The organism is Amphritea sp. HPY (assembly GCF_050870985.1).
Classification (GTDB): Bacteria; Pseudomonadota; Gammaproteobacteria; order Pseudomonadales; family Balneatricaceae; genus Amphritea.
This window is the reverse complement of sequence record NZ_CP194015.1, coordinates 2,936,933-2,957,121: the sequence shown is the minus strand read 5'-3', so window position 1 is coordinate 2,957,121 and position 20,189 is coordinate 2,936,933. Positions and strand designations below refer to the sequence as shown.

Genomic DNA, 20,189 nt, shown 5'->3' with positions numbered 1-20,189 from the left:
AAGATACTTTCTATTAAGTTGCTTTGTGTTGATACAGTGTAACAGAGTACAGGAGACAGATAATGTCTAACATCAATAAGTCATTTCAGAGTTCAAACCGAGCCGGCATTTATGCATTTGCCTGCCTCTTGCTGGTAGGTGTTCTGCTGGCCGCGTCTTTAGTGGTTGGTAAGCTGGCCGATGTCGCGGGTGCACCTCGATTAACATTCCTGCTGGTTGCTATGGCGGGGGCCGGAGTAATTCTGGGTATAATCGCTATTATGCAGCGCCAGCCGATGCCCTTTAATCGCCGCACACTGGAGTATGCTGCTATTTCAGGTGTATTAATTGCACTGCCTAATGCGCTGGGCTTTCTGGCGATACGCCATGTCGGGGCGGGTTTTATATCGCTGAGTTTCGCTTTTCCAATATTGCTTACCTGGGTGCTGGCCGTTTTCCTGGGTATGGAGCGTTTACGTGCGATGCGATTTATCGGTGTGTTGCTGGGATTGCTGGGCGGAATAGTACTGGCCTCAGCCAAGAGCGGCAGTGCCGGAGAGGCGCAGGGCTGGGTCCTTCTGGTGCTGGCGTTACCGCTGGTGCTTGCTTTTGGCAACATCTACCGCACCCTACGCTGGCCTGAAGGCGCTGCGCCGATCTTTCTTGCTGCGCTGATGATGTTTGGCGGCGCGCTGTCATTGCTGCCCTTTGTGCTGCTGTTTGAGCCGGGTCAGGTTGGGGCGTTGTTCGAATCAACTCAGGTGATCCAACTACTGGCCTTTGAGATCGCAGTGTTTGCCATTCTTTATCTGTTTTACTTTGTGTTGCAACAGCTGGCCGGCCCGGTTTATCTGAGCCAGATCGGTACTGTGGCGGCGTTGAGCGGCACTTCGTTTGCGGTATTTGTACTGGGTGAGGCGGCTCCTTCTAATCTGGCGCTGGCGGCAGTGCTGGTGATTATCGGTACTTTTCTGTTTCACCGGGGGGCACAGGCACGTTCTGACCAGGGCTGTGCTGCCAGCTAACGGACACTCCGCTTCGCAATGAAAGGTCCGGACTGAATTGAATTGAATTGAATGCTGTCACTTTTTGAATAACGGCCTCTGGTCTGTGTATTGATATGAACGATTTGGAGATACCCCATGAACATAACCGATGCGCTTAACTGGCGTTTTGCAACGAAGCGGATGAACGGTGAGAAGGTACCGCAGGATAAGCTTGAGCGGATACTTGAAGCCGCACGTCTGGCGCCTTCTTCATACGGCTTACAGCCCTACAGCGTTTTTGTTATAGAGGATCAGGGACTAAAGGAAAAGATCAGGCCGATCGCCTTTGATCAGCCTCAGATTATCGAGTCGTCGCATCTTCTGATCTTTGCTGCCCATGACAATGTTAACGAGGGCCATGTTGACGATTTCATCCGGCTTACTGCACAAGCGCAGGGTACTGATGTGTCAGATCTAGATGATTACAAGGCGATGATAAAAGGAGCGGTGAATCGATTCAGCACTGTAGAGAAAATGCACTGGGCGACTAAACAAGCTTATATCTCGCTGGGAACCGCCGTCACGGCAGCTGCATTCGAACGGATCGATGCCTCACCCATGGAAGGTTTTGATAAGGATGCGCTGGACCAGTTGTTAGGGCTTAAAGAGAGAAATATGCGCAGTCTGGTGCTACTGGCGCTGGGTTTCAGGGATGCAAATGATCACCATGCTGCGTTGAATAAAGTTCGCCGCTCAAGTGAAGAGATGTTTATTCACATGTGATGCTAAAACCATACACAGAACTGTGTATGGTTTTAGTAGGCTTACCCGGTCGATTAAACCGTCATAAGAACATTTAATCCTTATCTGTCGCGACCGTTGCGACCACTTCGCTAATCACTTCACCAATCAGCTGACAATCGTCTTCACTGAACGTAAGTGGGATACGCATATCCACCAGAGTAGAGAGTACCTGTTCGGTTTTTGGTAGCTGTGGCATCTCTTCAATATAGCGCCAGCTGTCATAGCGGCTGGTGTAATCCTGCGGTTCTGCCGCGCCGAACCATTTAAGCACGACGCCGCGTTCATTACATTGCGCAACGACCCGCAGAATCTGCTCAGTGCTGAAGCCGGGCAGGGAGAACTGGATTGAACTGGCGACGAACTGCTCAGCCTCGGGCCGTGGCGGGATATGTATCCCTTCGCACTGGTTGAATACCTGTTCCAGAATCCGGTAGCGGGCGTTCCAACGCTGGCACTGGCGGTCGAGGTCGGCAAGTTGAGGCCGCAGAATTGCCGCCCGCAGGTTATCCATCCGGCCGCTGTAGTTGGGCGTATGGTAACGGATCTCGTCAAATACCTCTTTCGGCGGCGCCGCGAAGTGCCGCTCAAACAGCATGTATGAACCTGAATGCATGATCGCCCGGGCCATTATCTCCGGGTGACGGGTGGTGAGAAAGCCTCCTTCGCCGGAATTAATGTGTTTATAGGTCTGGGTACTGAAACAGGCGATGTCACCAAAGGTACCGCTTTTAACACCATTCCAGCTGGCGCCCATGGTATGGGCGCAATCTTCAATCAGGAATAAACTGTATTTATCACAGATCGCCATGATGCGATCCATATCCGCCAGGTGACCACGCATATGCGAGAGCATGAAGTAGCGGGCGCCGCTGCTGGCCGCCTTCGCCTCAAGGTCATCCAGATCGATACAGTAATCATCGGCGACATCGACCAGTACCGGTATCGCACCGCTATTGTGAATAGCCCCCGGAACCGGCGCCAGAGTGAAAGCATTACAGAGCACTTTGTCACCGGCTTCGACGCCCGCCGCGCGCATCGCGATATGCAGGGCGTAACCGCCAGAGGAGCAGGCCAGAGCGAAAGGCACGCCCATATATTCGGCAAACTCCAACTCCAGCAGGTCGGTCTCACTTTTTTCATCCGGCAGGGTGTTGTAGCGGTGTAGTCGACCAGAGCGCATGACCTCAATGGCAGAATTAATACCGGCTTCAGGGATCGACTCTTGCTGGGTGAACGATTTAGTAAATTTCTTCATCCTAAGCTGCCTCAGTCGTAACGCTTCTGATCGTAGACATTGAAGTCCCACTTGGTATTCGGGAAGTACTTACGCAACCGCCAGTCACAGGCACGGGCGTGACCTTCCATGCCTTCAACACGTGAAATACGTGATCCGACCGCGCTGAACTCCAGGTTAGCTTCTTCGCTGATCTCCTGATAAGTGAGAATCTTGAGGAATTTATGTACATTCAGGCCGCCGCTGTAACGGGCTACTTTTTTAGTCGGCAGAATATGGTTAGTGCCGGAGCATTTATCGCCGTGGGTAACCGTGGCTCCTTCACCGAGGAACAGTGAACCGTAATTTTTCAGGTTATCGCGCCACCAGTCGGTATCTTCGGTCAGCACCTGCAGGTGCTCGGAAGCATACTGGTCGCTCACTGCAACGCACTCCTCACGACTGTCACAGAAGATAATCTCGCCATGAACATCCCAGGCCGACTGTACAACATCCTGGTTAGGCATATCGGCAGCAACTTTAGGCATCAGTTCAGCGACTATCTCACCGATCCTACGGCTGGTGGTGAACAGCCATACTGGGGAGTCATAGCCGTGCTCAGCCTGGGATACCAGATCGACGGCGATAGTCATAGGATCTGCGCTGTCATCAGCGATGATGGCGGATTCAGTCGGGCCGGCAAATACGTCGATGCCCACTTCGCCAAACAGTAAGCGCTTGGCCTCGGCTACATAACCGTTACCCGGGCCGACCAGAATGTCGGCGGCTACGCCGGTAAACAGGCCCTTAGCCATTGTCGCAACAGCGTGCACACCACCCATTTCAAGAATAATATCGGCACCGGCAAGATCCATCGCATAAACAATTGCCGGGTGAATGCTGCCATCTTTAGGCGGGGAACAGGCGACGATAGTTTCGACGCCGGCAACTTTGGCGGTAGCGATACTCATCAGGGCGGATGCTGCGTGGGAGTAGCGGCCGCCGGGAACATAGCAACCGGCACAGTTGACCGGAATGACTTTCTGACCGAGCTTAACGCCGGGTTCTGACTCGATCTCAAACTCAGTCAGGCTGGCGCGTTGTGCTTCGGCGAAGGTTTTCACCTGCTTATACGCAAACTGGATATCCTGTTTGGTCTGCTCCGGTACCAGGGCGATCAGCTCAGCGCGCTTCGCATCGGACAGAATAAAATCCCCCTGCCAGTTATCGAACTGCGCGGCGTATTCACGCACTGCGCTTTCGCCTTCTGTTTCGATCCGTGCCAGCATAGTTTTTACCGTGGCATGGATACGCTCATCATTTTCGGCAACCGGTGCGTTAGACTTCTTCAGGTATTCCATTAGTTCACCTTCACTCTTATTCTTAGTACTTTAGTGTGGCAGGGCCTGTCGGGCAGCCACCGTTGATGCTTAGATAGTAGGATTAGTGAGGTCACACTGACCAATGCTATTTTTATAGTGACCGGTTACTTTTCGGTATAGGCATGTAAACAGTGTCGATTTTTAGTGTTAAAGCGCGAGTCAGATGCGGGCTGAGTGGAGCTGAAATGGAACTAAAGTGGTTGAAAGATTTTGTTGCGTTGGTTGAACAGGGCAGCTTTTCTAAAGCGGCGGAAGCGCGTTTTGTCACGCAGCCTGCTTTCAGCCGCCGTATCCGTTCGTTAGAAAACTGGTTGGGGGTAAGTTTAGTTGACCGTAACCAGTATCCGACAACCCTGACCCCGGCTGGCGAAGCCTTTGCCGAACAGGCCCGGCAGCTGATTAGCCAAAACTATGCTGTACGTAATCAGATGCGGGACATCAGCGCTGCCCGGGCGCAGTTACGGATAGTGGCGCAGCATGCGCTGGCAGTATCGTTCTTTCCATCCTGGATGCAGACCTTAGAAGCCCTGACCGATGGCGCCCTGATCAAGGTCGAAACCGGTAATCTGCATGACAACGTGGAAACCTTTTTATCGGGTAACGGCGACTTCCTGCTCTGTTATGCCTCATCGGATATATTTAGTCAGCTGCAGCGGGACGATGTTGAAAGCTTGCAGGTCGGGGTCGATGAGCTGGTGCCGGTCAGCGCGGTTGATAACGATGGTGCGGCGTTGCACGATATCAAGCCGGATAACATGCTGAAGGTGTTGAGCCACCCTGCGGAGTCTTTCTTTGGTCGTTTGCTGCAACAGCAATGCCTGGCGCAGCTAAGCGAAGATATTAAGCTGCATGTTGCTTGTGAAAATGGCTTGTCTGAAGCGTTAAAAGCACTAGTGTTAAAAGGCTACGGTATGGCATGGCTGCCAAAAAGCCTGATTACACAGGAGCTATTAAATGGCCAGCTAAGGCGGCTGGACAAACCGCTGTGTTCAGTCGACCTGAGCATCCGGTTGTATCGTTTGCGCCAGTCTCGTTGTGACACGGCAGTACAGTTCTGGGACTATCTGCAGGATCTGTATAATCAGAATGATGCTGCGTCATCCGGTTGAAACCGCGGGTAACAGATAGTGAAATAGTGCTTTGTTGGTCTGGTTATGCCTAACTATTAGTACCCGACAGAAATAGTTTCAGACAATTGAATGGGTTTCTTGAGGTTGCACTCATTAATCTGATTGCTGTTATGCAAAACTATCTAGTACCTGACAGAAACACCTTCTGATAATTTGACCTGATTGCTGTTATGCCAAAAAGTAACCGGACAGAAGAAAATCAGCATTGGTCGATTGGCGTCGAGCATATTTATACTGATTTCAAGTTACCAGTGGTGATCGAATCATATACCCCCTGGCTGTAGCAATTTTCTTAAAGGCAGCGACTGATGAACGATAATCTAGAAATTCTGACTCGTGCAATTCAGCAATGGATCCCCGAAGACCGGCCTGTGTCACAAGCGCCGAGTGCCGCAGAACTGGAACAAACACTCGATCTGACATTATCAGACGAAGGCTGCGATCAGGCAACGCTGGAGTCTGCAGTGCGTGATTACCTGCACTATAACCCGGATGTTTCTCAGGCTGGTTTCTTCAAGTTATTGTATTCCGGACAGAATAAACCAGCACTTTTGGGCGACTGGATTACCAGCCTGAGTAACGCCACTATGCATACCTATCAGGTTGGACCGGTAGCGACGCTGATGGAGCTTGAGCTGATCCGGCAGTGGAATAAGCTGGTTGGCTTCGATGAGGGTGAAGGCGTGATGGTTGCCGGTGGCAGCCAGGCGAACCTGATCGGCATGATGCTGGCTCGGCATAAAGCCTGTCCGGATTACAAAACCAAAGGTGCGGGTGGCCGTACACTGGTGGCATACGTCTCAGACCAGGCGCATTACTCGGCTGAGAAAGCCGCCAATGTTCTGGGTATAGGTACTGATAACCTGATTGCTGTTCAAAGCGATGACAGTGGCAGAATGAAACCTGAAGCATTGGAACAAGCTATTCAATCCAGCCTTGCGCAGGGGCATATCCCGTTCTATATCGGTCTGACGGCGGGTACCACGGTAGTGGGTGCTTACGATCCTGTTGCCGCCTGCAGTAAGATCGCAAAAGCACATAACATCTGGCTGCATATTGATGGCGCCTGGGGCGGTCCGATTCTGTTCTCAGCGCAGCATCGTCACCTGCTGGCGGACAGCCATCTGGCGGACTCCTTCGCCTGGGATGCCCACAAACTGATGAATGTACCGCTAACCGCCGCTGTGATTCTGGTGAAGCAGCCCGGCGCTTTAAAAGACTGTTGTTCCGGTGGTGGTGGAGATTACCTGTTCCATGCAGATGAGAACGCCGCCTACAATCTCGGCGAGCGCTCTATTCAGTGTGGTCGTCGTGCTGACTCCCTGAAAGTATGGCTGAGCTGGAAAGCGGTCGGTAACAAAGGCTTTGCCGATAAGATCGACTACCTGCAAAGTATCAAGACCGACTGCGTCGGGATGATTGAACAGCGCGACCGCTTGGAGATGCTGGCCCCGGCGACCTATCTCAACGTGCTGTTTCGCTACCGCCCTGAACATATCACTGATGAGCAGGAGCTGCGCCGACTGAATATCGAGATCTGCAAAACCATGCGCAGTTCCGGTGGCGCTTACGTCGATTACGCCCAGTATAAAGGCCGTACTGGTATTCGACTAATTTTGGCTAACAGCGATGTTTGCCATGAGGATCTGGTGGAACTGTTGGATAAGTGCGAAAGGATTGGAAAGCAGCTGCTAGACCGCTGAGCAAGCTCAGCTCGCTAGAACGTCGCTTCGCGACTTGCTAGTGGCTAGAAAAAGCATAAGAGCCTTCTTAATATAGAGCCTGCCGGGGCAATCCCGGCACTTCGTAAGAATCGTAGGTTGGGTTAGCGCAGCGTAACCCAACAACTAACTAATAGAAGTTGCTAGATCGTCGCACGCGAATAGCTAGAACGGAAGGCAGGCCTTCCTGCTAGTGGCTAGAAAAAGCATAAGAGCCTTCTTAATATAGAGCCTGCTGGGGCAATCCCGGCACTTCGTAAGAATCGTAGGTTGGGTTAGCGCAGCGTAACCCAACAACTAACTAAAAGAAGTTGCTAAATCGGCGCACGCGGCTGGCTAGAACGGAAGGCAGGCCTTCCTGCTGGTGGCTGGAAAAAGCGTAAGAGCCTTCTTTATAGGTTTTGCTGGCAGGTCAGTTGAGTGCTTACGGTGTAGGCGAGTGAAGAAGAAAAAAAATGCGCCCTTGGGCGCGTTTTTCTGTTTAAAAGCCCTGTTATATAACAGCTCCAATAGCTATCACTTACGGCCCTCGCCATGTTGGGGGAGTTGGTCTGTAATACAGTGCCAACAGGCTTTGTGATTCGTATAAATATGCGCGTCTACTTTTACAGGTATGTCGTCATCAAACGTAGATATAGCTATTTCAAGCTGTTCAAAGTGGGCGCCTTTTACCCGGAAGCCCAAACTGGAACCACACTGTTTACAAAACGTTCGTATTGTTCCGTTTGCAGCGACATAGTCTTGCAGTAAAGGCATGCCTGATAACCACTTTAAGTTCAAAGCACTGACTAATGTACCAAAGGCCGCACCATGGAATTTCCGGCACATAGTGCAATGGCAATTAGCGGCTTGTTCACTCAGTCTGTCAGCTTCGAATGTGACCTGTCCGCACAAGCAACTGCCTTTATAAGCTATATCCATCCGTTTACCACCTTGCTGCGTTACTAGCCTCGTAGGGGCTCTTGATGTGATTGTTTTATTTTCATTGCCCCTTCTTGCTCAGTTCAGAGAAACCATAGTTATGCCCGTTTTCGGGCTCGGCCTGGTTTAGTTGAACTGAATTGTCGATAGCGAAGTGCCATTTGAACCGCTGCATGTAAGCACATTGCCGGAGCGGGATAACGGTACCTTTTGGGAAGATGATTCCATTTTCGGAGACAAGATCTTCTTCGAGCAAATGTGGAGATGCCGTGCCAGGACAAAGAAAGTCAGTGATTTGATAGGTGTTACCAGCAATGACCCCTGATACGAAAATCACAAGGGCAACAAGAATAGTGGCTCCAAATTTTAGTACTGACTTCATAACTTTCCTGAAATTTTACAATAACTATTTGATACGAAAGCTTCGTTAGAAAAATACATCTCCGATGAATCTAAGTTAACGTCAGCGCGCGTTATGCTGTGTACGTTGCTATAAGTTCTGATGCGCAATGATGCAACTCCCTGATGCTAATTAACTTTCTGAGAAACTGCCAGATGCAAACGCACATAGCTTCTGTGTAAACGTGCAATAACAGCTATAAATCAAAAACTAACAGTACGTAAGTTAATAGATAGAGGTGCAGGACTTGATGATGGGCAGGTAACCTTTGCTACCCACGCTTATTGTCACAAACGCTGCCAACTAATAAGCCTGCCTAATTAAATAACCCTGTTTTTAGCGACAAAGAAAAAATCTTCGTTTAGAGAATAATCTCAACATATTAACTACTCTCATTAAAGGTGGAATAAGCAGGCAAGGGTGCTGAAACATATGACATAAGCCCTTTGAATGCTGAATGCCCGTCATGACCTGAAACAGGTGGTTCAGATGAGAAAAAAATACCGGAAGTTATTTGTTGTACTAGTATCCAGCTTTTTAGCACTTTTAGTATCACTGCCTATCTATAGTGAAACTGTAATAATTCAACCAGGTACTATAGCGATTAACGATAGGTGGAATCCTTGGTGGACTGATCATGGTATGTGGGGGCCAGGAATGATTACACCAGGGCAACGTCAGAGAATGACAAGACATTGGTCCTTTATGAACACCGGATTGCCTAAGGAGTACTACGGTTCGACGAATCCTCTTTTACCGACGTCTGAAGTTAAGGAACAAGGTAACCTGTTATATCGTCAGAATTGTTTGAAATGTCATGGTGCACAAGGCATGGGGGATGGGGATATTGCGAACTCATTAAATCCATCGCCGGCACTTTTGGCACATTTGATTCAAATGCCTATGACGGTTGATGGCTATCTCTTATGGTCAATTTCTGAAGGCGGAGAACAGTTTGGAACGGCGATGCCTGCGTTTAAGGACAAGTTGCCGAGAGAAGTTATTTGGAAAATTATCACTTTCATGAGATCGGGTTTTCCTTCAGAAACTGAAAGTAATTAGTTATTGGCCTAAAAGGTCTGACTCATTGCAAGAGCGGCCTTGCAACCATCTGTGCGAAGTGCCGGGATATCCCCGGCAGGCTCTATATTAAGAAGGCTTTTATGCTTTAGGTTTTTCTGGCCACTAGCAAACGCGCAGCGCATTCTAGCTAGCCGCGCAGTGGCGGTCTCTCCACTGCTACTAAGCCCTGAGCTACGTTTGTTCTGGGTATTCTCAAGTCTGGGAGGGGTGTTGGGTTACGCTACGCTAACCCAACCTACGATTCTTACGAAGTTCCGGAGTTTAAGCTGCTCGATAGTTACCTTAGAAGGCTTTTATGCTTTTGATTTTTCTGGCCACTAGCAAGCGCGCAGCGCGTTCTAGCTAGCCGCGCAGCGGCGATCTAGCGACTGCTACTAAGTCCTGAGCTACGTTTGTTCTGGGTATTCTCAAGTCTGGGAGGGGTGTTGGGTTACGGTACGCTAACCCAACCTACGATTCTTACGAAGTTCCGGAGTTTAAGCTGCTCGATAGTAACCTTAGAAGGCTTTTATGCTTTTGATTTTTCTGGCCACTAGCAAGCGCGCAGCGCGTTCTAGCTAGCCGCGCAGCGGCGATCTCGCCACTGCTTTTCAGCCACTGTTCTTATTCCATCTCTTTAATCTGGCGACGGATTTCATCCATCTTGGCGGTCATTACTTTTTCCAGATGATCGAGGTCGGTGAGGAACTTCTCTTTCGGATCCTGTGGTACGACTTCTTTACGGGTCGCTTCAAGCTGCTTCAGTTCGTCCAGGGCCATAACCAGCTGCGGGCTGATACGATCCATCTGTTCAAAAGCTTTAGAGTTACGTACTTCAAGGGGCAGGCTGGTACGGCCACGCATGAAGGTGAACTTTTTGCTACGTGACAGTAGGGAACCTTTCGGGCGCTTGTAGTAGATCTTGAGTACATCAGTATCACCCTGATGACGCAGGGTGTATTTATTGACACTCTCTACTGACTTAATGCCCATCTTTTTCAGGGTAGGATAATCAGACATAGCTTTCATGTTCTCATTCAGTGGCATGCCATCTCAGGACTGCCGGGCTCAAAAAATAGTTGGTCTTGCTCCGTCGTCTTCACGGAAGCTGCTCCCTTACTCCGGTTGGTTTAACCACAGTATAGGAGAGCGAGTAGCGGATCGTCGCACTGGTTCGATCCGGGGGAGTACTGCATGTACTCGCATTATTATTATTTGAGCTGAGACAGCCGGGACTGTTTCAGGGATGGCCGTAGCCCTGATTGCTGCTTTTTGGTGCGCATTACACCCTGTTTGCACTGTTTGAAGGCAATTCAGGCAGCTTTCGCGCGCAATCATAGGGCTTATACCTTGGTACCAGTAGGGCCAGTTTATGGTCTGTATTTGGACCAGTCGAGGATACCTCAGTTACCCGCATTGAGTGCTGCGGGCTGGGGCATTCATAGTTGGCAGCTAGGCTATAGTTTAAGTGGAACAGATGTATCGTTACCTGAGAGGTGGGAATATGACTATGCATAGTATCCCCGGCAATGAAATTATTGATCGCTATGGTCTGGACCGTTTTAAGGACGCTTCGACCTTAGGTGCCCTGACGAGTCAGGCGCTTCGCTATCTACTGCAAAAAGGCAAGATTTTGCAATTGAAGGAGGGTGAGCTGCTGTTTAGTTATGGTGACCGGGTAGACTGTTTCTATGTCATTCTCGACGGTTTGATCAGCTTCTATAAGCCCTGTGAGACCGGTCGTTGCCATATTCGTAATTATAGTTTTGGCACGACCATCGGATTCGTTGCTATGGTTGGCCTGCATAATCGTTCCGGTGATGCAGTCGCGGCGGAGCCGAGTTGTTTACTTAAAGTTTCGGCCGCTCTGTTTAGCGAGATGCAACAAGATTTTCCTGCTGATTTTGGTGTGTTACAGATGAATCTCTCCCGGGAGATGGCGCGCAGGCTGCGTGAGTCTGACAGCAAACTGGCGGCGCATGATATTCATGAGTAGCAGTTGCTGTTACAGCTATAGCAGTGCTTCTGACAGAAACAAAAAAGCCTCTCAAATGAGAGGCTTTTTAATGACTATCTACCAGGGTTTAACCGAATATCAGTTCCGGCAGCCATAGTGCGATCTGTGGGAACGCTACTACCAGGGCCAGGCCGATAATCTGCAGGATAATGAACGGAATAGCCGCTTTATACAGGTCATAGATACTGATACTTGGTGGCGCCACCGATCGCATATAGAACAGGTTGTAGCCAAAGGGGGGCGTCAGGTAGGCAGTCTGCATGCTGATAATAAACAGTACTGCAAACCACACGGTATCGAAACCAAGGGTGTCAACGATAGGCACAAATAGCGGTACCGTGATGAACACGATAGCAAAGTCATCGAGGAACATACCCAGCAGGAAGTAGCAGGCCAGCATCGCGATAATTACCCAGTAAGGTGACAACGCGGTGTCTTCGATGAACTCTTCCAGTACCATGCCGGCACCCAGGCCGATATATACTTTACTGAAGAATACGGCTGCAAGAGTGATCCACAACAGCATACCCATCAGTTTAGTGGTGCCGATCAATACATCTTTCATTACCGACCAGTTCAGGGTGCGATAGATCATGGCGCAGACAACTGAGCCAACCGCGCCGACTGCGGATGCTTCCGACGGTGACGTAATACCGAAGATGATGCATGACAGTACAGTAGCGATTAGCGAGCCAGGCAGAACCAGTGCCTTGAGGGCGATCAGCTTACCACGCAGGTCGACGCGATCCTCTTCAGCGATAGGCGGTGCCAGCGTAGGGTTCATCTTTGCGCGGATATACACATAGACGATATAGATACCGGCCAGCATCAGACCCGGCATCAAGCCTGCGGCAAACAGCTTGCCGACAGATTCACGTGCAAGGAAGGCGTAGATAATCATCAGGACGCTTGGCGGGATCAGGAAGCCAAGTGCGCCACCTGCCATGATAGTACCGGTAGCCAGCTTTTTGTCGTAGCCACGTTTGAGCATTGCGGGCAGGGCGATAATGCCCAGGCTTACTGTTGCGGCACCGGATACACCTGCCATTGCCGCAATCAGTGCGCAGACAATTACGGTACCCATGCCCAGGCCGCCAGGTGTGGCACCCATAAGCTTGTTGATCATCTCAAACAGATCATCGGTGATACCTGAGCGTTGCAGCATCAGACCCATGAAGATAAACATGGGCAGGGCTACCAGCAAAAAGTTATCCATTGAGGAGAACGTACTGATCGCCAGCAGTTCAAGACCGGCAGGGCCCCAAAGGAAATATGCAGAACCCACACCAACGGTGAGTAGCGCCCAGGTCAGGGGGGCGCCCATAATCAATAGCAACAGCATGCAGCCGAACATGCCGCCTGTTACTACTAACGGATCGAGATCTAACACTGTTAGCGTCCTTTTTTATTCTGTTAACTGCTTATTTTAAAAAAACAAACACTAAAAGGTTATTGTTCAGTTACTTCCACCGGAGGTGTAATACCCAGAGCGGTACGCAGGTCCCGAATAAAGTGAACCAGGCTTTGCAGCCACATCAGGCCAACAGCCAGAGGCAGAACTGATTTAAACGGGTAGATTGGCGGAGCCCAGGTACTCTTGGATGAAAGCTCTCCGCTTGCCCATGACTCAGCAGCAAATTCGAATGCGACATTGAAAAATATGGCGAAAATAACCAGGCCAATACCACCGGTAATTACATCCAGTACGGCACGACCACGGACAGAGAATAGATGGTAAACCGCCTCGCTTCGCACATGGCCATGGTGACGATGGGTATAAACGCCTGCAAGAATGCAGAACGTGCCATACAGCATCGTAGTGGTTTCATGTGCCCAGGAGGTAGGGCTGTTAAACAGATATCGAGCGGTGATCTCGTAGGTGAGAACAACCATCATAGCAAGGCACATCCAGGAGACGGCCCTGCCTATGAAGTCGGATATCTCGTCTTGCAGGTCTAGTAAGCGAGATATCCCAGACATCAGCCTCTCCCGGTTGCTTTCGCAGCGTCAGCCAGAATCTGGATCGCTTTAGCGTTGCGTGGGGATTTAGCTGCTTCTTCATCCCAGATAACCTTCGCAGCTTCGCGCAGGCGCTGCTGATCAGATTCTGGCAGAGTGTTAAATTCGAACAGGCCTTCAGTACCCGCTTCGATAGAACCGCTCACCATCCAGGTGTGCATCTTACGAGCGTGCTTAGCGTATGCCATTTCGATGATGCGCTTGTGACCGTCAGACAGGGAATCCCACTTCGCCTTGTTGATCAGCATGTCATCTGCATAACCCGGGTTAACCATACCCAGGAAAGTGTAGTACTTAGCAGATTCATACAGTTTCATCGCCTTGTACTCGTTGGTACCGGCGTAGATAACACCGTCGATAGTACCGGTCGACAGACCCAGGTACAGCTCGCCGCCTGGCAGGTATACGGTTGGGATGTCGAACTTTTCCAGAACCTTGGCAACAGAAGGTGTTGCACGGATCTTCATATTTTTCAGATCGTCCAGGCTGTTAACCGGCTTAGTAGTCAGCAGGTCGAATGGGCCACCCATGATTGGACCCAGGTAGTGAACGCCTTTCTCAGCGTAAGCTTCACGTACCAGATCATTCAGACCTTTAGTTTCACAGATGTACTGAGCTTCATCGTAGTCAGTCCAGGCACCTGGCAGCCCCGCTTCGATAGAAGCGATGTCCAGCTGGCCAGGCCAGTAACCGGCGTAACCCTGGCACATGTCGATGGTGCCCTTGCTCACTGCCTGCAGCATGTCAGCGTTTGGTACCAGCTCACTACCACGGAAGCGTTTTACGCGTAGGGATTTGTCAGAAGAAACCTTGATGTCGTCAACGAAAGCGTTGTGGATATCGTCAGATTCGGTGCCCCAGTAAGTCTGCATACGCAAGCGTACGGTAGAAGCTGCTTGAGAGTTGCTTGCAGTCATTGCCAGTGGTGCTGCTGCAACACCTGCAGCGGCGGCCTTTAGAATATTTCTTCTTTTCATAATATTTCCTAAGTCAGGCTAGGCTAGTTTTGTTTTTACATTCCGGTGCATTTGAGACCTTATAAAGTCAATAGATACCAGAATGGGGCTTAATAGTATATGGGTCCTGAAATAGCCTTTTTACCTATAAAACATATCTTACTAGAGATATGTTTTTTTTATAGAGTAAGTGCAGGCTGATCGTACTAAATATACCTTTTCCGCATTACCTGTGAAGTTATACCGGTAAAAAGATTGTCGGATACTTCTGGTTGCGCCTTATCACATGCTTATTTACGACATGTCAGTGACGCTATATAGCACAAGTTGAGATCAGGATGCTGATCTGGATCAGTCTCGCTGCAGTATTTGTAGTGCTGAAACGACCGTTAACTGGCGGTTTCAGACAGCTTGTCTGGCCAGTATCACTGCCGTCTATTCACTTTAGCTTAACACCTGCCAGTGAGAAAGCGTCGGCTTGAAGAGCGATATCACAGCAAACGTCATCACCTGGCGTAATAATTATGCGTTGCTGAATAATCTATACTTTACATGACTTATTGACTGTCAAAGGGGCTGGTCAGCAGCTTCCCTCAGTGAGGAGATAAGATATGCATGCAACAGATATTATGACCACCGATGTCATCACGATTTCACTGGATACTGAAGTCCGGGAGATCGCCGGGTTGTTATTGCAACACCGGATCAGCGCAGTCCCTGTTATCGATGATGACAATAAAGTGCTGGGCATCGTCAGTGAAGGCGACCTGATGCGTCGGGCTGAGAACGAAACAGAAGAGCGTCACTCATGGTGGGTTGAGAACCTCCTGTCCAGTAGCCACGATGCCGACCATTACCTGAAAACTCATGGCCGTACGGCAAGGGAGATTATGTCCCGCGATGTTGTTGCGGTGCACGAAGATACGCCTCTGCATGAGATTGCCCAATTGCTAGAGAAGTACCATGTTAAACGTGTTCCGGTTACCCGGGACGGGCAATTAGTCGGGCTTGTCAGTCGCGCAAACCTACTGCATGGACTGACCGCCAAAGGTGCCGACCTTGGTGTTTCGGGCTCAACCGATGACCGGACTATAAGACAAAGCCTGCAACAGGAACTTTCAGCGGAGGTTGGCCTGGTTTCCGGCAGAATTAATGTGATTGTTAGCGACGGAGTGGTTCAGCTATGGGGTCTGGTACATAACGACGCGGAAAAGACCGCCGCTGAAATTGCCGCGCAGAACACCCCGGGTGTCAGGAGTGTTGAAAACTTTCTGGGACAGGTGCCGCCCTGGATGCTGGAGGCCTGATAGCTTAGCGATACTTTGTATCACTTGAACCGGACTGCTCCCGGTTTAAGTCTGTTCTAAGATCCAGTCGCGGAAGATTCTGACTTCCTCGGTCGGCTCGCCACTGCTCGGTTGCGCCAGATAGTAACCGCGTTGGGTGCAAAGCGAAGCTTGCAGCGGACGCACTAATAGCCCCTGCTCCAGCAGGTCGCTGACCAGGTGGCTCCAGCCCAGCGCTATCCCCTGGCTGTTGATAGCGGTTTGCAGTAATAGCGGGTAGTTATTCACCCTTAAACCCCGTGCCGGAACTTGTCCATCCACCCCCTGGCTTTTCAGCCAGACCGACCAGTCGGTTGCCTCCCAGCTGATGGCGCGCCAGTGCTCTTCATCAAGATGCAGCAGGTCATGCTGCAGCAGGTCCTCAGGCTTTTTAACCGGGCCATGTTTGCTCAGGTAATCGGCGCTGCACACGGGAAATATTTCATCGGCAAAAAGATAGGTCGAGCTGATACCGCTCTGTTTGTCGTAATCACCGCAGCTGAAAGCCAGGTCGACATTTTCAGCCTGCAGGTTGATATCCCGGTCGGTTGCCAGAATACGTACCTCCAGATCAGGGTACTGTTTCTGGAACTCCATCAGGCGGGGGGTTAACCATAATGAGGCGAAGGCGATGGTTGCTGAAACAGTGAGATGACCTTGTGGCGGGCTGTTACGGATTTCACCGACGGCTGTCGAGATATGTTCCAATCCCATAGTCACAGCCTGCAGCAACTTCTGCCCCGGTTCTGTCAGTTGCACGCTGCGGTGGCCGCGTTGAAACAGGGCAACGCCAAGAAACTCTTCCAATCCTCTGATCTGTCGGCTGACAGCCGTTTGCGTGACATGCAACTCCTCACCGGCCAGGGTGAAACTCAAGTGACGAGCGGCCGCCTGAAAAGTTAGCAGGGTACTCAGGGGCGGCAATCTTTGTTTCAGGCTTGGCATGTGAAATAGCTCTTGTTTTTGCTGCTGGCTTTGTTTACGCATGATAAAAAGTCATGCGAGCTGCCTCAAAATATCATTTGAAGGGAGCGCTTCATAGCGGTAAAAATTAATGCTATCCAGATTCGCGCCTCCGGCAAAGATAACAATAATCCAGTGACGGCAATGACCGTTCCGTTAGCAGGCAGCCAACAATGACCAGTAAAGACCCACTTCTGCAGCCCTATCAGCTCAAGCACCTGACGCTGAAGAATCGCATTATGACCACCTCTCATGAGCCGGCTTATCCGGAAGATGGTATGCCTAAGGAGCGCTATCGTGCCTATCACGAGGCACGGGCAAAAGCAGGCGTTGCGCTGACTATGACTGCAGGATCAGCAACAGTATCAAAAGACAGCCCACCGGTGTTTAACAATATCCTTGCATACAAAGATGAAGTCGTACCCTGGTTGAAACAGGTCACTGATTCGTGTCATGAGCATGGTACCGCGGTGATGATTCAGCTGACGCACCTGGGCCGACGCACCGGCTGGGCCAAGGGTGATTGGCTACCGGTGGTATCGCCATCCCATCGCCGTGAAGCGTCGCATCGTGCATTTCCCAAGAAAATGGAAGACTGGGATATCGATCGTATCATCAGAGACTATGCCGACGCCGCCGAGCGAATGAAGGCTGCGGGTATGGATGGTATCGAACTGCAGGCCTACGGACATCTGATGGACCAGTTCTGGTCACCGCTGACCAACACTCTGGATGGGTCCTATGGCGGTGATCTGGAAAATCGCATGCGTTTCAGTCTGGATGTACTCAGTGCTATTCGTAAGCGGGTCGGCGATGAGTTTATTGTCGGGGTACGGTACACCGCGGATGAGATGGTCGCCGGTGGCATCAGCCGGGACGAGGGGATCGATATATCCCGGCGCCTGAAAGATACCGGCCAGGTGGACTTCCTGAATGTTATCCGTGGCCGCATCGATACCGATCCGGCGCTGACCGATGTGATTCCGGTGATGGGCATGAAAAACTCGCCGCACCTTGATTTTGCCGCTGCGGTGCGTGAAGCGACCGGATTCCCGACATTTCATGCAGCGAAAATTCCCGATGTTGCGACCGCCCGTTATGCTATAGCTGAAGGCAAGCTGGATATGATCGGCATGACCCGAGCTCACATGGCCGATCCTCATATAGTGAAAAAGATCATCGAAGGCCGGGAAGACGATATTCGTCCCTGTGTCGGCGCGACGTATTGCCTGGATCGGATCTATCAGGCCGGCGATGCATTTTGTATTCATAATGCCGCAACTGGTCGCGAGCTGAGTATGCCCCATGATATCCCTAAGGCAGAAAAGTCCCGTAAAGTGGTGATTGTCGGCGCCGGACCCGGTGGACTTGAAGCGGCTCGGGTCGCAGCAGAGCGGGGCCATGAGGTGGTCGTGTTTGAAGCGCAGTCTGATCCGGGTGGCCAGGTACGCCTAACTGCGCAGAGCCCGCGCCGACATGAGATGATCTCAATCATCGACTGGCGTATGGCGCAGTGTGCCGCCCATGATGTTGAGTTCCGCTTTAATACCTGGGCCGAAGCAGAAGATATACTGGCGGAAAATCCCGATGTGGTGATCATCGCCACCGGCGGCCTGCCGGATACTGAAGTGCTGAAAACCGGTAATGACCTGGTAGTTTCGGCCTGGGACATTATCGCCGGTGACGTGAAGCCAACTGGTAAAGTACTGCTGTTTGACGATGCCGGCGACCATGCCGCGATGCAGGCGGCTGAGATCATCGCTGAGTCCGGTGCTGAGCTGGAAATTATGACCCCGGATCGTTCATTTGCGCCTGAAGTGATGGCGATGAACCTGGTGCCTTACATGCGGGCGATGCAGCAGAAGGATGTCACGTTTACAGTGACGTACCGGCTTGAAGATGTGGTCCGGGAAGATGGACGGCTTAAAGCGCGGGTAGGCAGTGACTATCTGGGCGGAGAGTGGGGTGAGTTGGCGAAGGAGAGGATAGTGGATCAGGTGGTGATTAACCACGGCATTATCCCGATGGATGAGATCTATTTCGATCTGAAGCCCCATTCAACCAATTTGGGTGAGGTTAACCACGATGACCTGATCGCGGGGCGTGTGCAACAGGAGATGAATAATCCGCAAGGCAAGTTTCAGCTGTTTCGCATCGGGGATGCCGTGTCTTCACGCAATACCCATGCGGCAATTTATGATGCGCTGCGGCTGGTTAAAGATTTGTAAGGCAGACCGCTAAACAAGTTTAGCTAGCTAGACCGCCGCTGCGCGGCTAGCTAGAACGGAAGGCAAGCCTTCCTGCCAGTGGCTAGAAAAAGCGGAAAAGCCTTTTTTACTACTAGTGGTGCGGACTGTGATATTGGCATTCTTAAGCAAGGGCGGCGCCAGTGGGAGGCGCGCCCTCGCGGCGATTATTTCTGGTAGGTTGGTCTGAGCGCAGCGAAGCCCAACAATAGGATGTTCAACAATAGGTGCCCAACAATATGAAGCCCAACGAGATACCTGACAACTAGCAGGCGGGTTTGTGTTAAAGTGGCGGCTTTCCTGTTTCTTCTTTCTTTTCATACTTTGAGCTAAGCCGTGACCAATAACGATATTCTGCGCCGCATCCGTTACACCTTCGATTACAGCGATACCAAAATGATCGGCGTGTTTCGCCTGGCTGACCTTGCGGTTACCCGGGTTCAGCTGAACCATTGGCTGAAGAAAGACGATGATCCTGAATACATCCGTCTGCCGGATCTGGAGATGGCGACTTTTCTGAATGGTCTGATCGTCGAAAAACGCGGCAAGCAGGATGGTCCGGCCCCGGTTCCGGAGCGGCGGGTTACCAATAATATTATCTTCCGTAAGCTGAAGATCGCCCTCAATCTGACTGCAGAAGATATTCTGGCGATTATGGCATTAGCCAATTTGCAGGTGAGTAAGCACGAACTGAGTGCTTTCTTCCGCAAGGAAGGGCATAAGAATTACCGCGAATGCCAGGATCAGATTCTGCGTAACTTCCTTACCGGACTGCAGCATCGGGAGCGGAAAAGCGAGCCAAAGGCGAATAAATCGCCAACTGATAAAGCAGCAGTTAAAAAAGCCCCGGCTAAAAGTGAACCTGCAGCAAACAAGCCTGTCGCAGAGAAAGCTGCTGATAAAAAAGCACCCGCTAAGAAAGCTCCCGCAGCTAAGCCGTCAAACTCTGGCGGTGAAAAGTTTCAGTGGGGTAAAGCGCCGGTCAAAGGCGGTAAGAAATCTTACTAATCTGAGCCAGTAAAACGGTACCTAAAAACTCTGGTTATATAACGGACTATTTCAGTA

The 20,189-nt window shown here is 50.8% G+C and carries 18 protein-coding genes; 9 read left to right on the top strand and 9 right to left on the bottom strand.

Annotation, left to right across the window (positions count from 1 at the left end):
• The first annotated feature begins 62 nt into the window (after positions 1–62).
• Together ACQUQM_RS13080 and ACQUQM_RS13075 are read left to right on the top strand one after the other, a co-directional pair.
• Positions 63–1,004: an EamA family transporter gene (locus ACQUQM_RS13080; RefSeq protein WP_432470333.1), complete on the top strand. Its 942-nt coding sequence runs from the start codon at positions 63–65 to the stop codon at positions 1,002–1,004.
• 117 nt (positions 1,005–1,121) lie between these two features.
• A complete protein-coding gene (locus ACQUQM_RS13075) occupies positions 1,122–1,748 on the top strand; it encodes an NAD(P)H-dependent oxidoreductase (RefSeq protein WP_432470332.1) in 627 nt (208 codons plus the stop codon).
• 73 nt (positions 1,749–1,821) lie between these two features.
• Here ACQUQM_RS13075 and ACQUQM_RS13070 read toward each other — a convergent pair whose 3' ends face one another.
• Positions 1,822–3,024 carry a DegT/DnrJ/EryC1/StrS family aminotransferase gene (locus ACQUQM_RS13070; protein WP_432470331.1) on the bottom strand — a complete coding sequence of 401 codons (1,203 nt, stop codon included), beginning with the start codon at positions 3,022–3,024 and terminating at the stop codon, positions 1,822–1,824.
• 11 nt (positions 3,025–3,035) lie between these two features.
• Complete coding sequence (gene hisD / locus ACQUQM_RS13065) at positions 3,036–4,343, bottom strand: histidinol dehydrogenase (protein WP_432470330.1); 1,308 nt, start codon at positions 4,341–4,343, stop codon at positions 3,036–3,038.
• Between the two features lie 206 nt (positions 4,344–4,549).
• Here hisD and ACQUQM_RS13060 point away from each other — a divergent pair, with 206 nt between their 5' ends.
• Entirely contained in the window at positions 4,550–5,473 is a 924-nt protein-coding gene (locus ACQUQM_RS13060) for a LysR family transcriptional regulator (protein WP_432470329.1), read from the top strand.
• A 329-nt stretch (positions 5,474–5,802) separates the two neighbouring features.
• Positions 5,803–7,197: a pyridoxal phosphate-dependent decarboxylase family protein gene (locus ACQUQM_RS13055; protein ID WP_432470328.1), complete on the top strand. Its 1,395-nt coding sequence runs from the start codon at positions 5,803–5,805 to the stop codon at positions 7,195–7,197.
• A 534-nt stretch (positions 7,198–7,731) separates the two neighbouring features.
• Here ACQUQM_RS13055 and ACQUQM_RS13050 read toward each other — a convergent pair.
• Together ACQUQM_RS13050 and ACQUQM_RS13045 are read right to left on the bottom strand one after the other, a co-directional pair.
• The gene (locus ACQUQM_RS13050) at positions 7,732–8,136 is read right to left on the bottom strand and encodes a GFA family protein (protein ID WP_432470327.1); all 405 of its coding nucleotides are present in this window, start codon (positions 8,134–8,136) and stop codon (positions 7,732–7,734) included.
• Between the two features lie 61 nt (positions 8,137–8,197).
• Positions 8,198–8,518: a hypothetical protein gene (locus tag ACQUQM_RS13045; RefSeq protein WP_432470326.1), complete on the bottom strand. Its 321-nt coding sequence runs from the start codon at positions 8,516–8,518 to the stop codon at positions 8,198–8,200.
• A gap of 507 nt (positions 8,519–9,025) precedes the next feature.
• Between ACQUQM_RS13045 and ACQUQM_RS13040 the strand changes: the two genes are divergently transcribed.
• On the top strand, positions 9,026–9,598 hold the full coding sequence (locus ACQUQM_RS13040) for a c-type cytochrome (RefSeq protein WP_432470325.1): 573 nt from the start codon (positions 9,026–9,028) through the stop codon (positions 9,596–9,598).
• 624 nt (positions 9,599–10,222) lie between these two features.
• Here ACQUQM_RS13040 and ACQUQM_RS13035 read toward each other — a convergent pair.
• Positions 10,223–10,618 carry a DUF3461 family protein gene (locus tag ACQUQM_RS13035; RefSeq protein WP_432470324.1) on the bottom strand — a complete coding sequence of 132 codons (396 nt, stop codon included), beginning with the start codon at positions 10,616–10,618 and terminating at the stop codon, positions 10,223–10,225.
• A 484-nt stretch (positions 10,619–11,102) separates the two neighbouring features.
• Between ACQUQM_RS13035 and ACQUQM_RS13030 the strand changes: the two genes are divergently transcribed.
• On the top strand, positions 11,103–11,594 hold the full coding sequence (locus ACQUQM_RS13030; protein WP_432470323.1) for a Crp/Fnr family transcriptional regulator: 492 nt from the start codon (positions 11,103–11,105) through the stop codon (positions 11,592–11,594).
• A gap of 88 nt (positions 11,595–11,682) precedes the next feature.
• On the opposite strand, the gene ACQUQM_RS13025 is transcribed toward ACQUQM_RS13030, so the two are convergent.
• Genes ACQUQM_RS13025 through dctP form a run of 3 tightly spaced genes read right to left on the bottom strand, consistent with a single transcriptional unit; the run spans position 11,683 to position 14,611 of the window.
• Positions 11,683–13,005 carry a TRAP transporter large permease gene (locus ACQUQM_RS13025; RefSeq protein ID WP_432470322.1) on the bottom strand — a complete coding sequence of 441 codons (1,323 nt, stop codon included), beginning with the start codon at positions 13,003–13,005 and terminating at the stop codon, positions 11,683–11,685.
• A gap of 59 nt (positions 13,006–13,064) precedes the next feature.
• Positions 13,065–13,595, bottom strand: a complete 531-nt coding sequence (locus ACQUQM_RS13020) for a TRAP transporter small permease subunit (RefSeq protein WP_432470320.1) — start codon at positions 13,593–13,595, stop codon at positions 13,065–13,067.
• Entirely contained in the window at positions 13,595–14,611 is a 1,017-nt protein-coding gene (dctP, locus tag ACQUQM_RS13015) for a TRAP transporter substrate-binding protein DctP (RefSeq protein ID WP_432470319.1), read from the bottom strand. Before dctP ends, ACQUQM_RS13020 begins: the two co-directional genes overlap by 1 nt.
• Before the next feature lie 590 nt (positions 14,612–15,201).
• Here dctP and ACQUQM_RS13010 point away from each other — a divergent pair.
• Positions 15,202–15,897: a CBS domain-containing protein gene (locus ACQUQM_RS13010; protein ID WP_432470318.1), complete on the top strand. Its 696-nt coding sequence runs from the start codon at positions 15,202–15,204 to the stop codon at positions 15,895–15,897.
• A gap of 45 nt (positions 15,898–15,942) precedes the next feature.
• Here the strand turns inward: ACQUQM_RS13010 and ACQUQM_RS13005 are convergent, their stop codons facing one another.
• Positions 15,943–16,902 carry a LysR substrate-binding domain-containing protein gene (locus ACQUQM_RS13005; protein WP_432470317.1) on the bottom strand — a complete coding sequence of 320 codons (960 nt, stop codon included), beginning with the start codon at positions 16,900–16,902 and terminating at the stop codon, positions 15,943–15,945.
• Positions 16,903–17,051: 149 nt separating this feature from the next.
• On the opposite strand from ACQUQM_RS13005, the gene ACQUQM_RS13000 reads away from it, so the two are divergent.
• Both ACQUQM_RS13000 and ACQUQM_RS12995 read left to right on the top strand, forming a co-directional pair.
• Complete coding sequence (locus tag ACQUQM_RS13000) at positions 17,052–19,106, top strand: NAD(P)-binding protein (RefSeq protein WP_432470316.1); 2,055 nt, start codon at positions 17,052–17,054, stop codon at positions 19,104–19,106.
• 354 nt (positions 19,107–19,460) lie between these two features.
• Positions 19,461–20,132, top strand: a complete 672-nt coding sequence (locus tag ACQUQM_RS12995; protein ID WP_432470315.1) for a DUF1456 family protein — start codon at positions 19,461–19,463, stop codon at positions 20,130–20,132.
• Positions 20,133–20,189 lie beyond the last annotated feature (57 nt).